This window comes from Williamsia sp. CHRR-6, assembly GCF_018474015.1.
Lineage (GTDB): Bacteria > Actinomycetota > Actinomycetes > Mycobacteriales > Mycobacteriaceae > Williamsia_A.
In genome coordinates this window covers 286,769-300,417 of the sequence record NZ_JAHCSG010000004.1, presented here as the reverse complement: position 1 = coordinate 300,417, position 13,649 = coordinate 286,769, and the positions used below count along the sequence as shown (strand labels likewise).

7 protein-coding genes are annotated in these 13,649 nt (G+C 65.9%); 6 read left to right on the top strand and 1 reads right to left on the bottom strand.

Features of this window, described 5'->3' with window-relative positions:
- The first annotated feature begins 4 nt into the window (after positions 1–4).
- From KIK15_RS12860 to KIK15_RS12835, 6 genes are all read left to right on the top strand, one after another.
- Entirely contained in the window at positions 5–664 is a 660-nt protein-coding gene (locus KIK15_RS12860) for a hypothetical protein (RefSeq protein ID WP_214245060.1), read from the top strand.
- Entirely contained in the window at positions 664–2,592 is a 1,929-nt protein-coding gene (locus KIK15_RS12855; protein WP_214245058.1) for a cysteine-rich tail protein 1, read from the top strand. Before KIK15_RS12860 ends, KIK15_RS12855 begins: the two co-directional genes overlap by 1 nt.
- Positions 2,593–3,018: 426 nt before the next feature.
- A complete protein-coding gene (locus tag KIK15_RS12850) occupies positions 3,019–4,872 on the top strand; it encodes an EAL domain-containing protein (protein WP_214245056.1) in 1,854 nt (617 codons plus the stop codon).
- Between the two features lie 293 nt (positions 4,873–5,165).
- On the top strand, positions 5,166–9,764 hold the full coding sequence (gltB, locus tag KIK15_RS12845; RefSeq protein WP_214245054.1) for a glutamate synthase large subunit: 4,599 nt from the start codon (positions 5,166–5,168) through the stop codon (positions 9,762–9,764).
- Positions 9,757–11,223 carry a glutamate synthase subunit beta gene (locus tag KIK15_RS12840; protein ID WP_214245052.1) on the top strand — a complete coding sequence of 489 codons (1,467 nt, stop codon included), beginning with the start codon at positions 9,757–9,759 and terminating at the stop codon, positions 11,221–11,223. The genes gltB and KIK15_RS12840 overlap by 8 nt, the downstream gene beginning before the upstream one ends.
- A 55-nt stretch (positions 11,224–11,278) precedes the next feature.
- Positions 11,279–11,659 (top strand): DUF4189 domain-containing protein, encoded by a 381-nt coding sequence (locus tag KIK15_RS12835; protein WP_214245050.1) that lies wholly within the window; start codon positions 11,279–11,281, stop codon positions 11,657–11,659.
- On the opposite strand, the gene KIK15_RS12830 is transcribed toward KIK15_RS12835, so the two are convergent.
- Positions 11,660–13,513 carry a LamG-like jellyroll fold domain-containing protein gene (locus KIK15_RS12830; protein ID WP_214245048.1) on the bottom strand — a complete coding sequence of 618 codons (1,854 nt, stop codon included), beginning with the start codon at positions 13,511–13,513 and terminating at the stop codon, positions 11,660–11,662.
- Between the last annotated feature and the right edge of the window lie 136 nt (positions 13,514–13,649).

Below are 13,649 nucleotides of genomic sequence, written 5' to 3'. Positions count from 1 at the left end.
GGGTGTGAAGCGGATTCTCGGGTGTGGTGTGGTTGCGGTGGTGTCGGTGCTGGTGGTGGCGGGATGTTCGTCGGGGACTAGTGGATCACCGAACTCCGATGCTGCGAAGGTGGTGTCGGTGTCGGTGCCCGCGGATGTGCCGAAAGACTCGATCAGGGATTTGAACTCCACCAAGGACATGTCGGGTGTGGTGACGACGATTCCGGAGAACCAGAGCCCGTACGTGGGGAACTTGCCGGAGATCTGTCCTTTCCTGCCAAGGAAGCAACTCGAAGCCCTCGGAGCTTCGAAGGTTACTTCTGCAATTTTATCTGACTATATCCAGTCCTGCGCCTTCCAGCCTGATAGCAACCAGGGCTGGGTTGGCGCATCGGCTATCTACACACTTCCGCTCTATCAGTACAAGTCTGGACAGACTTATCGGGTCATTCGCGAAGGCGTTCCGCTCCCAGGCGGGAGAGTTGGCACCCTTCTTCGTCAGCGCCTAGATCCAGATAGTCGTGAGTGCGTTGTGGCGTGGGGAACATTCTACGGCGTCGCGGAGGTTTCCTATAACCGAAGTGCTGATAGCTCAGAGGATGAATGCCAGCGAGCGCTCTCGTACGCGGAAGTTGTCGCACCAAATCTGCCCACCCGTCCCTCGCAGATGAGAAGGTCGAAGTAGTGACTGATCGGTTTGACGTAATTGCAGCTATTGCCGGTCCTGGTGGTGCCGGTATGACATTCGATGTCGGAGTTGCATCGGATGTTTTGAGCGATCTAACAGGACTCCAGGAGGTTATAGACAAGCTTCTTGCCAGCGCGCAAGAACTTGCGCGCTCGGCCGCCACAGGTGACTTCAATTCTGGAAATCTCCTGCAAGCGTCTCTGCTTGCGCTCGGTGACGCCGCATTGATAGCTCTTCGGCGGTTATCCGAAATCTGCAGGGAGGTTTCTAATGCGATTCAAAATGCGGCTAAGAATCTCCTGGCTCAGGAGTCTGAGAACCGCCATGTGATCAGCCAGGCGGCAGTTCAGGCGGTTGAAGACCGTAAGTCGTATTTGAAGCAATGGAAGGAAAATGGCGGGATCCCCCCGATGCCATGGGAGCATAACAAGGGTAGCTACGATGAGGCGCTGGGAGTCTACAAGAATGGTGTGAATCACCCTAAGGCCACTGATGCGTGGCCCGATATATCCAATAGGCATTACACCGCGGAAAAGTACAATAACAAGTATATTCCGGGTGGGGCCGATTCGGGTACGTATCCGACTGGTGCGTCGCCGGAGAATGTTGCTGGGCCGATTCTGGATATGGCGAACTTCTTGCTCACGTCTGCTGATGGTCCGAAGGTCGAGACTTTGGCAGCGCTGTGGCGTGGTATCGCTGATGATCTTTTGACGGCGTTGGACCGGTTCAATTCGCGATCGAAGTCGCATATGGACGACCACAATAAATGGTCGGGTAATGCAAAGGATGCGATCTACAAGGGTTTGCAAGACTTCACCGCGCGTTCTGGTGACATTGGGCGTGAGATGGCGCGGATCGGGAATGCGACCGCGCATTTCGGTACCGCGCTCGGCCAGACCAAGCCAGGAATCCAGGCCCTGTATGATCAGCGGACCACGGAGCTGCCGGCTTTGGCTGCGTCGCCGGCGACGGCGGCCGCTGTCGCGGGTCGGCAGGAATGGTACGAACAGCAGGCCCGCGATCTTATGGCAGCCTTTTATAACCCGGGTGTGATGACTGCGTCGACAGGCATGTCATACATCTCTGATCCGCATAATCCGGTGGGGTCGGCGCCGTTGTTGGTGCCTGGGATGACGCCTCCGCCGGGTCCGCAGGGTAGTAAGGGGACGTCTGGGCCGGTACCGAAAACCTTGCAGACGCAGTCGACTGCGTCGAGTCCTGGCCCTGCTGCGGGTCCGGGGTCATCGGGTACGGGGTCGGCGCAGAAGGCTGCGACATTGACGCGGGCGGCGAATGCCGATGCGGTGGCGAAGGAGGCTGCGGCGAAGACCGCAGCTGCGCAGCAGGCGGCGGCCAAGGCTGCGGCCGCGGGGAATCCGGCGGGTGTTGCGCAGTCGGCGGCGTCGCAGGCGGGGAGTGCGGCGAAGGGTTTGGCGGGGGCGGGGTCTGGGTTGGGGAACTCCGCGGCAACCAGGTCGGCGGGTGCGTTGGCGAATGCGGAGAAAGCTGCCGCGGCGAAGGCGGCGAAGGCGGCTGCCGCGATGGGCAAGGGCGGCGGCGGCGGTGGTGCTGGTGGTGGCCTGGGCGGTGCGGCGGCAGCGGAGAAGGCGTTGCAGGCTCGGGCGGGGTCGATGGGTGCTGCTGAGCGGATGGTGGCTGCGGAGCAGGCTGCGCTGCAGAATGGTCGTCCTGGTGCGCCGGGGGCGATGGGTGGTGCGCCGATGGGTGGTGCCCGTCCGGGTGGTGAAGGTGGCGAGGGTAAGGGCCACAAGTCGGCCCGCTACCTGAACTCCAAAGCCAACGGTGAGGAGTTGGTGGGTGGTGAGCAGGAGGTGGCGCCGACAGTGATCGGTGGGCTCAACCTCGACACCACCGATGATCGCCCGGTGCGTGGCGGCGGTGGAGGGGCACCCCGCCGCTGATTGGTGGCGGGGTTCGCACGGTGTCGTGCAGTTCGCACGGTGTGCTGTGGTTCGCACGGTGCATGTGGGGTGCGGATCGGCCCATACCGTGCGAACTGATGCAGGCCGTGCGAACTGACGCAGGCCGTGCGAACTGACCCAGGCCGTGCGAACTGGCCCAGACCGTGCGAACCGACGCAGACCATGCGAACTGACGCAGGCCGTGCGAACCGACCCAGACCGTGCGGGCCCGGCCGTGCCAAGACGTTCCGCAACAACGACGACCGGGGCCGACACCCGCGCCCAGACGGCAGCCACTGCCGAGCAGCGGGGCTGGTTGTAGCGATCATTCCCTGATCAACCGCCGTGGGGTTACCATCGGCACTGATCGACGGGGCGGCGGGGGCTCTCCGGTAACTCGAGCGTGAGTTGGGGGAGGTGTCCAGGGTGATCCCGTCGTCATCTGACGTGCTCGACGAGCTGCTGGGTGCCCACCGCAAAGTGAGGTCGGTTTTCCAGCCGATCGTCGACATCGGCAGCTCCACAGTCGTCGGGTTCGAGGCTTTGGCCCGATTCCCCAACCGTCCAGGCGTGGGTCCCTACGAGATGTTCACCCGGGCCCGCGAGCTCGGCGTGCTGGGGGCCCTGGACTGGGAGTGCCGCCGCGCCGCGATGCTGGGCGCACAGCAGGGCGGTATGACCGGACCGCTGCGGCTGTTTCTCAACATCGAGCCCGGCGTGGTCGGCGAGCCGCCGCCGTGGGAGATCGACCCGATGGCCCTGCGCGACGCCGCGGCCGCCACATCACTGGTGTTGGAGCTGACCGAACGGGCGCTGCTGTCGAATCCGAGATCTGTTCTGTGGGTGGCCGATTGGGCGCACGAACAAGGCTGCTCCATCGCGCTCGACGACGTGGGCGTCAACGCCGACTCCATCACGCTGCTGCCACTGCTGCGGCCCGACATCATCAAGTTGGATCGCTCGATGTTGGCTGCCGAGCTGGGCCGCGAGCAGGAGCGGACCCTGCGGGTGGCGCGTGAGTACATCGCAGAGACCGGGGCGCTGCTGCTGTGTGAGGGCGTGGAGACCGAGCGGGATCTGCATCGTGCCGTCGAACTCGGTGCTGTGCTCGGACAGGGCTACCACTTCGGGCGCCCCGGCCCCTTGGCGATCACCGACGATCTGATGGCCGCGGCCCGGTGCAGTGACGTGCTGGACCAGGACGCGACGGTGGTGCCGGTGCGCTCCACCGACATTCAACAACTCCTCGACGGCCAACCCACCCGGGTGGACCCGCTCGGTGAGATCGAGGAGATCCGCCTGGCGATGGAGGAGCGGGTGCTGGCCGGGAACGGAGACACCTGCGTGCTGCTGTCGTTGCCCGACCCCGCGCTGTTCGACACCGCGACCGCGGTGCGCTATCAGAAACTGTCGGATTCGTGCAGCCTGGTGGGGGTGATCGGAGCCGGCACCCGACTGCCCCACGGTGTGCGTGGGGCCCGGATGCAGGCGCTGGACGACCACATCGTGCTGGTGCGCCTCGGTGCCGACGACGGCGCGACGCTGGTGGCACGCGACCTCGGGGACACCGGTCCGCTGATGGCGCGCCGCTACGCCTGGAACCACACCACCGACCGCGCTGCGGTGACCGCGATGGCCCGAGTGTTGGCCCGCCGGCTCTCGCTGGAACATGAGGACCGGGTGGGCGTGCGGGCTCGTCGCGCGCACGGGGCGCCGCACAGCGTGTACGAGAACCTGTGCGCCATAGCCGAAACCGTCGTCGCCGTGGTGCCTGGTCTGGAGAGCGTCGGCTTGTCGCTGGTCTCGGCCGACGGCAAGGTGCGCACCGTGGGGGCCAGCAACCAGTTCCCGATGCTGCTCGACCACATCGCCCAGCACTACGGCGTGTCCTCGGGATTCGGCCTCGACCAGGGTGCCCCGGTGCTGCACATCGCTGATCTCGACGCCGACGAGCGGTGGGAGAGCTATCGCCGGATGGTGACCGCGCTGGGGCCGGTGGGTTCGGTGGTGCAGTACCACCTCGCCGCACACCAGGGTCGGTCTGCGTTGCTGACCATGTACTCCCACCGGCCCCACAACTTCGGGCCCGGCATCCTCGCCCAGGCTCACGCCATGGCGCGTTGGACCCAATCTCGGTGGCTGCGGGTACACCCGTCGATCGGGCAGCTGGGTGCCCAGCTCACCGTCCTGCCGCTCAGCGATCGCGGTGATGTGGCGCAGCGCGCCGACACCCTGCTCGACCGGGTGCTGGCACCGGTCACCCCGGGTTTCGAAGACTGACGCCGGCCGTCACAGTCCGATTACGGTTCACGACCCCTGTCGTGAGAAAATTGACGATGATCTACCCGCGGGCCAACCCACGCGGGCAGTTCGTGGGACCTCAGGACACCACCGAGGGGTCCACCCGCACGTCAGCAACGGCGCTGATGTAACCCACGGATGTCTACGACCAGAGCATCCGTGCAGGTCAGCGCATATCGGAACAGTCCTCAGCGGAGGCCGCCCCATACTGGGAGAAGCCATCCACCAACCTGAGGCGTGATCGCGAAGCAGCGATGTTAGGGCGAACAGTGATGAAGCAGGCTCCCGGCCCGCAAGGGCTCTACCACCCGGCCAACGAGCACGACTCGTGTGGCGTGGCCTTCGTCGTCGACATGCACGGACGCCGTAGCCGCGACATCGTCGACAAGGCGATCACCGCGCTGGTCAACCTCGAGCACCGAGGTGCAGCGGGAGCCGAGCCGAACACCGGTGACGGCGCCGGCATCCTGATCCAGGTCCCCGACCGGTTCCTGCGTGCAGTGGTCGACTTCGAGCTGCCGCCGGCCGGCGAGTACGCCACCGGGATCGCGTTCCTGCCCCAGGGTTCTGGCGACGCCAAGGCCGCGGTCGAGGCGGTCGAGCGCATCACCGTCGAAGAGGGCATGTCGGTGCTCGGCTGGCGTGAGGTGCCCGTCGACGAGACCTCCCTGGGCGCCCTGGCCCGTGACGCCATGCCCACCTTCCGGCAACTGTTCATCGCCGGGGCGGCAGGGGTGAGCCTCACCGGAGACGAGTTGGAGCGCCGCGCCTACGTGGTGCGCAAGCGGGTGGAATCCGAGCTGGGCACCAACGGCGCCGGCCAGGACGGGCCCGGCCGCGAGACGGTGTACTTCCCCAGCCTCTCGGGCGCCACCCTGGTCTACAAGGGCATGCTGACCACCCCTCAGTTGCGTGGGTTCTACCTCGACCTGCAGGACGAGCGTGTGGAAAGCGCACTGGGCCTTGTCCATTCACGTTTCTCCACCAACACGTTCCCGTCGTGGCCGCTGGCGCACCCGTTTCGGCGCGTCGCCCACAACGGTGAGATCAACACCGTCACCGGCAACGAGAACTGGATGCGCGCCCGCGAGGCGCTGATCGACGCGAGCGTGTTCGGTCCCGATGCGGCGGCGAAGATCTTCCCCACGTGTACTCCGGGAGCCTCTGACACCGCCCGCTTCGACGAGGTGCTCGAGCTGCTGCACCTCGGTGGACGTCCGTTGCCGCACGCGGTGTTGATGATGATCCCCGAGGCCTGGGAACGCCACGAGAGCATGAAGCCCGAGCACCGGGCCTTCTACGAATACCACTCCACCCTGATGGAGGCATGGGACGGACCGGCGTCGGTGTGCTTCACCGACGGCACCGTCATCGGCGCCGTGCTGGACCGAAACGGTCTGCGCCCCAGCCGAGTCTGGGTGACCAAGGACGGACTGGTGGTGATGGCCTCGGAGGTGGGTGTCCTCGACATCGACCCCGCCGACGTGGTGCGCAAACTGCGCCTGCAGCCCGGTCGCATGTTCCTGGTCGACACCACTCAGGGCCGCATCGTGGCCGACGAGGAGATCAAGGACGCACTCGCTGCCGAGCACCCCTACCAGCAGTGGCTGGACGACGGGCTGTTGGCGTTGGACAAGCTGCCGGCCCGCCCGCACACCCACATGTCGCATGACCGGGTTCGGTTGCGCCAGCAGGTGTTCGGCTACACCACCGAAGAGCTGAACATGTTGGTCACCCCGATGGCCAAGACCGGCGCCGAGGCGATCGGGTCGATGGGCACCGACACCCCGCTGGCGGTGCTGTCGCTGCGGCCGCGGATGCTGTTCGACTACTTCCAGCAGATCTTCGCCCAGGTGACCAACCCGCCGCTGGACGCCATCCGCGAAGAGGTGGTCACCAGCCTCGGTGGCACCATCGGCCGCGAGCGCGACCTGCTGCACCCCACGCCGGAGTCGTGCCGTCAGATCGCGCTGAGCCAGCCGATCCTGGACAACGACGCGTTGGCAAAGCTGGTGCGGCTCAACGACGACGGTCAGTACCCCGACTTCCGTAGCGTGGTCATCCACGGCCTGTACCCGGTCGTCGAGGGCGGCGAGGGCATGCGGCGCGCCATCGAGGACGTTCGCCGCAAGGTGTCCGAGGCCATCGCCGACGACGTGCGTCTGATCGTGCTGTCCGATCGTGAGTCCGACGAGAAGTTGGCACCCATCCCGTCGCTGCTGCTCACCGCGGCGGTGCACCACCACCTGGTGCGCGAACGCACCCGAACCCAGGTGGGGCTGCTGGTGGAGTCCGGTGATGCCCGCGAGGTGCACCACATGGCGTGCCTGGTCGGGTTTGGTGCCGCGGCCATCAACCCGTACATGGCGTTCGAGTCGATCGAAGACATGATCGAGCGAGGTGTGTTGGGCGACATCGATTTCCCGACCGCATGCACGAACTACGCCAAGGCTGCGGGCAAGGGCGTGCTCAAGGTGATGAGCAAGATGGGCATCTCCACGCTCGCCTCCTACACCGGGGCCCAGCTGTTCCAGGTGATCGGCATCGGTCAGGCGACGGTGGACGAGTACTTCACCGGCATGCACAGCCACCTCGGTGGCATCGACCTCGACGACATCGCCGCCGATGTGGCCGCCCGCCACGCCATCGCCTTCGAGGCCCGGCCCGAGGAGCGCGCCTACCGCGAATTGGAGGTGGGTGGCGAATACCAGTGGCGGCGTGAGGGCGAGTACCACCTGTTCAACCCGGACACGGTGTTCAAGCTGCAGCACGCCACCCGCACCGGCCAGTACCGGGTGTTCAAGGAGTACACCAAGCTCGTCGACGACCAGTCGGCCAAGATGGCCTCGCTGCGTGGACTCTTCGAGTTCAACTTCGGAGATCGCGACCCCATCCCCATCGACAAGGTGGAGCCGGCCAGCGAGATCGTCAAACGGTTCTCCACCGGCGCGATGAGCCTGGGCTCGATCTCGGCCGAGGCGCACGAGACGTTGGCGATCGCGATGAACCGGTTGGGCGCGCGCTCGAACTCCGGTGAGGGCGGCGAAGATCCCAAGCGGTTCGACCGCGAACCCGACGGCACCTGGAAGCGCAGCGCCATCAAGCAGGTCGCCTCGGGTCGGTTCGGTGTCACCTCGCACTACCTGACCAACTGCACCGACATCCAGATCAAGATGGCCCAGGGCGCCAAGCCGGGTGAGGGTGGGCAGTTGCCGCCGCACAAGGTGTACCCGTGGGTGGCCGAGATCCGTGGCTCCACACCGGGAGTCGGGCTCATCTCGCCGCCGCCGCACCACGACATCTACTCGATCGAGGATCTCGCCCAGCTGATCCACGACCTGAAGAACGCCAACCCGGCCGCACGGATCCACGTGAAGCTGGTCTCCGAGGTCGGTGTGGGCACCGTCGCCGCGGGTGTGTCCAAGGCGCACGCCGACGTGGTGCTCATCTCCGGTCACGACGGCGGCACCGGCGCCACCCCGCTCACCTCGGTCAAACATGCCGGGGCGCCGTGGGAGCTGGGGCTGGCCGAGACGCAGCAGACGTTGTTGCTCAACGGGCTTCGCGATCGCATCGTGGTTCAGGTCGACGGTCAGCTCAAGACCGGCCGTGATGTGGTGGTCGCCGCTCTGCTGGGCGGCGAGGAGTTCGGCTTCGCCACCGCGCCACTGGTGGTCTCGGGCTGCATCATGATGCGGGTTTGTCACCTCGACACCTGTCCGGTGGGCGTGGCCACCCAGAACCCGGTGCTGCGCAAGCGGTTCAACGGTCAGCCCGAGTTCGTGGAGAACTTCTTCATGTTCATCGCCGAGGAGGTGCGAGAGCTGTTGGCGCGCCTGGGCTTCCGCACTCTGCAGGAGGCGGTGGGCCATGTGGAGGCCCTGGACACCTCCAAGGCGTTGGCGCACTGGAAGCGGGCCAAAGCAGGCAAGCTGGACCTGTCGCCGATCCTGGCGATCGCCGACTCGCCGTTCATGAACCAGGACCTGTACTGCTCGGGCCGCCAAGACCACTCGTTGGACAAGGCACTTGATCAGCAGCTGATCGCCCAGAGCCGCCCGGCCATCGATTCCGGTGAGCCGGTGGCGTTCACCTCGGCCATCTCCAACGTCAACCGCACCGTCGGAACGATGTTGGGTCACGAGGTGACCAAGGCCTACGGTGCGGCCGGACTGCCGGAGAACACCATCGCCATCGATTTCTCGGGGTCGGCGGGCAACAGCTTCGGTGCGTTCCTGCCCAAGGGCATCACGTTGCGGCTGCACGGCGACGCCAACGACTTCGTCGGTAAGGGACTCTCGGGTGGACGGATCATCGTGCGTCCTTCTGACACCGCCCCGGCTGATTTCGTGGCCGAGGAGAACATCATCGCGGGCAACGTGATCGGCTTCGGCGCCACCGGCGGTGAGCTGTTGCTGCGCGGTGTGGTGGGTGAGCGGTTCTGCGTGCGCAACTCCGGCGCGACCGCGGTGGTCGAGGGTGTGGGCGACCACGGATGCGAGTACATGACCGGCGGGCGGGTGGTGGTCCTCGGTGGCACCGGACGCAACTTCGCCGCAGGCATGTCGGGCGGTATCGCCTACGTCTACGACCCGAACTCGACGTTCTCCGCCGATCTCAACACCGAACTCGTCGACCTGGTCGCGTTGGACGCCGAGGACATCACGTTCCTCCACGACATCGTGGCCAAGCACCGCGACGAGACCGGATCCCCGGTCGCCGCAGCCATACTGGCGGACTGGGACACCACGCAGCGCGCCTTCGCGAAGGTGTTGCCGCGTGACTACAAGAAGGTGCTCGATGCAATCGCGGCCGCCGAGCGAGACGGGCGGGACGTGAACGAAGCGATCATGGAGGCAGCTCGTGGGTGATCAGCGCGGATTTCTCAAGTACACCGAGCGGGAACTGCCGGCACGTCGGCCGGTGGACCTGCGGTTGCAGGACTGGAAAGAGGTCTACGAACCGCAGGACCGTGAGGTCCTGCGGCATCAGGCCAGCCGGTGCATGGATTGCGGTATCCCGTTCTGCCACAACGGTTGCCCGCTGGGCAACCTGATCCCCGAGTGGAACGATCTGGTCTACAAGGGGCAGTGGCGCGAGGGCATCGACCGACTGCACGCCACCAACAACTTCCCCGAGTTCACCGGCCGGTTGTGTCCGGCCCCGTGCGAGGCGTCGTGTGTGCTGGGCATCAACCAGCCCGCGGTCACCATCAAGCAGGTCGAGGTGGAGTTGATCAACAACGCCTTCGACGAGGGTTGGGTGACCCCGGTGCCGCCGAGCAAGCAGACCGGCAAGAACGTGGCCGTGGTCGGCTCGGGTCCGGCCGGACTGGCCGCGGCACAACAGCTCACCCGCGCCGGTCACACCGTGACCGTCTACGAGCGCGCCGATCGCATCGGGGGTCTGCTGCGCTACGGCATCCCCGAGTTCAAGATGGAGAAACGCCACATCGATCGCCGCATCGAGCAGATGGAGGCCGAGGGCACGGTGTTCCGCACCGGGGTCAACGTCGGTGTCGACCTGAGCGTGGAGGACCTGCGCGGCAACCACGATGCGGTGGTGCTGGCCAACGGCGCCACCAATTGGCGTGATCTGCCGATCCCCGGACGTGAACTCTCGGGCATCTACCAGGCCATGGAGTACCTGCCGTGGGCCAACAAGGTGCAGCTCGGCGACGACGTCACCGACGAGAACGGTCAGCCGCCCATCACCGCCAAAGGCAAGAAGGTGGTCATCATCGGTGGCGGCGACACCGGCGCCGACTGCCTGGGTACCTCACTGCGCCAGGGTGCGCAGGAGGTGCACCAGTTCGAGATCATGCCGCGCCCGCCGGAGGAGCGGGCCGAGAGCACCCCGTGGCCCACCTACCCTCTGATGTTCCGAGTGTCCTCGGCGCACGAGGAGGGTGGCGAACGCGTCTTCTCGGTGAACACCGAGAAGTTCAACGGCACCGACGGCGTGGTGACCAGCCTGTCGGCACACGAGGTGACGATGGTCGACGGTCGCTTCCAGAAGGTCGACGGCAGCGATTTCGAGCTCGAGGTGGACCTGGTCCTGTTGGCCATGGGCTTCGTCGGACCTGAGCGCGAAGACTTCCTCGACAAGCTCGGTGTCGACTACAACGAACGCGGAAACGTGGTGCGCGACGACGACTTCCAGACCACCGTGCCCGGGGTGTTCGTCGCCGGTGACGCCGGTCGCGGGCAGTCGCTGATCGTGTGGGCCATCGCCGAAGGCCGTTCGGCGGCCGCTGCGGTGGACCGCTACCTCACCCAGGAGACCTTCCTGCCGGCGCCCATCGTGCCGACGCAGGCGCCGCAGCGCTGACCTCGGCGGCGTACCGCGCACGCACTGCATCTCATCGACTGCTACTCTCCTGTACATGCGTATGAGAAAGCTTCTGGCCGGAGCTGCGGTGTCGATGACCATCGCGGTGATGAGCACCCTGACCGTCGGAGTGGCACCCGCCAACGCGGCACCCGCCTACTGGGCGGCCATCGCGTTCTCCTACGACGCGCGGACCAGCGTGGCGTGGAACTATCCCACCGAGCGAAGCGCCATCAACGCCGCGATCGCCCGGTGCGGTGCAGACTGCGGATACTCGTCGTTCCGCAACTCCTGTGGTGCGGTGGCGTTCTCGAACTTCGGTACCCGGTATGCCACCGCCAAGGGCTACCGCACCTCCGCCGAGGCCAAGCGTGGGGCGTTGCGTAGGTTGGGGATTCCCGGTTACGTCGCGCGCTTCGTGTGCACGCTTCGTTGATCAGCTGATCATGAACTCGCGTGGGTTCAGTGCCCGCGCCACCACGCGGATGTCGCCGATCCACCCGACGAACGTCTTGTCGATGGCGTTGCCGTACTCGTAACCGCCCACCAGCCAGGGCTTTCCGACGGTGGCCAGGCCACGGTTGGGGGTGGACGGGTTGCGCACCACCTCACACCCGTCGACGTACATCACGGTGCGCCGGGTGTCGTTGACCACCGCGACGTGCCACCAACGGTCCAGCGGCAACTCGTGACCCCAGTTGGTGATCGAGGAGTTCGACGACGTCGGGTACACGCACCACTGCAACTCGCGGTCACCCGACAGGCTGAGGGTGACCACCGGCTCATCCGGGTCACCTGATGCGCCGCCGCCGGCTTTGCCTGCGGCCGAGGCGTTTCCGTAGCGGGACAACACGGCAGAGAAGCCGTTGGCGTCGGCGTCGAAGTCGCGTGTGAGGCGAAAGAATGCCTCCACGGTGTAGCCGGAGGCGAACGTGGCTGTGTTGATGGGTGCTCCGTCAACCGTCTGCAGATAGGTCGAGGTCTTGGGCTTGCCGTTGAACAGCAGGCTGGCCGCGGCGGGCTGATCAGGGTGATGCGACGACGACCACGTGAGGTCGGTGCCCGCCGAGCCTGCGGTGGTGGCCACCACGAGGTCGTTGCCCTTGCCCGACAGGTCTTTCACCCGAGTGGAACCGGCCACCGCCGATCCGTCGGGGTTGCCGTCGAACCGCCAATAGGCGGCGGTGTCGCGGATCAGCACCGCCGCGGCGGCGCGGGGCGGTCGCACCGGCGGTGGCGCGAACGCAGCAAACCGGGTGTCGGGGTCGAGGTCGATGCTGAAACGGTCGACATCACCGGACAATTCGACTTCCTGGGCGGCGAGTTCGTTGCGGCGCCGCGGATCTTGCGCCTCGATGAACGGGTTCACGGTCTCCACGTCGATCACTTTGCGGTTCAGATCGAAGTGGTACAGCCGGATCATGGCGGCGCCGCCGTAGTAGCGGTTCTGGTAGTTGGTGATGTGCAGGTGCACGTCATGGCCGGCGTCGTTGCGCGCGGTCATCCGAGCCGACGGCCAGAAATGCCCGTTGAGGGTGAGGAAGACCTGATCGAATCCGTTGACCAGCGACGTCCAGATGGTGTTGCCGTACTCGCTGAACTCGGCCTTCCCGCTGGTGTCGTCGGAGGGAGCCACCAGCTCATGGGAAATCAGGATGGTAGGGGTGGTGCGGTTGGCGGTCAGAACACCACGTGCCCAGGCGAATCCGGCTGCCGAGAGTCGCCAGTCCAGCGACAACACCAGCCAGTCGCGCCCGGCGGCACTGAACACGTGATAGCTGTTGTAGCCATCCGGCGACGCACCCCGGTAGGTGCTCGAGCGGCGAAAGCGGCTGGGACCGAACGCCTTCAGAAACGGGGTAGGTCCGCGCTGATCGTCGGTCCTGGGGTTGACGTCGTGGTTGCCCGCCAGCACGCTCCACGATGCGCCGGCGCGATCGAGGGAGTCGAAGACCCGGCTGGCCGCGGTGATCTCGTTCTGCGCACCGTTCTGGGTCACGTCACCCAGGTGGGCGAGGAAGGCCAGGTTCAGGTCCCGTTGGCGGTCGTACAGGTAGCGAAACGAAGCCGCAAGGGGCTCGGGGTGGATGGAATCACCGTCGAACAAGTACTGGGTGTCGGGCATGACCGCGACGGTGAAGCGTTGCGCGGTGGTGTCGTACCGCCAGGCGGCTGCGGCCGGGGGTGATGCTGTCATACCCCCGACGGTGGTGGCGATCACCGCGCCGGCACCTACCGCCGACGAGGTGCGCAGGAAGCCGCGGCGGGACAGGTCGGGGAAGTCAGGCACCACCGCACCATGCGCCGCTCGTGGAAACCCGACGTTGCCGCCGTGCGAATCGAGGATGAACGCCCAGCGTGTCGGGCCCGGATCCGGTGAACCTCATCAGTACCATCTGTCACACGGGTCACAGATCAGACCAACG

What these genes read in the sequence shown, in the direction of transcription:
- gltB (WP_214245054.1), top strand. Translation starts at nt 5,166, where the DNA reads ATGAAGCAGGCTCCCGGCCCGCAAGGGCTCTACCACCCGGCCAACGAG.
- KIK15_RS12835 (WP_214245050.1), top strand. Translation starts at nt 11,279, where the DNA reads ATGCGTATGAGAAAGCTTCTGGCCGGAGCTGCGGTGTCGATGACCATC.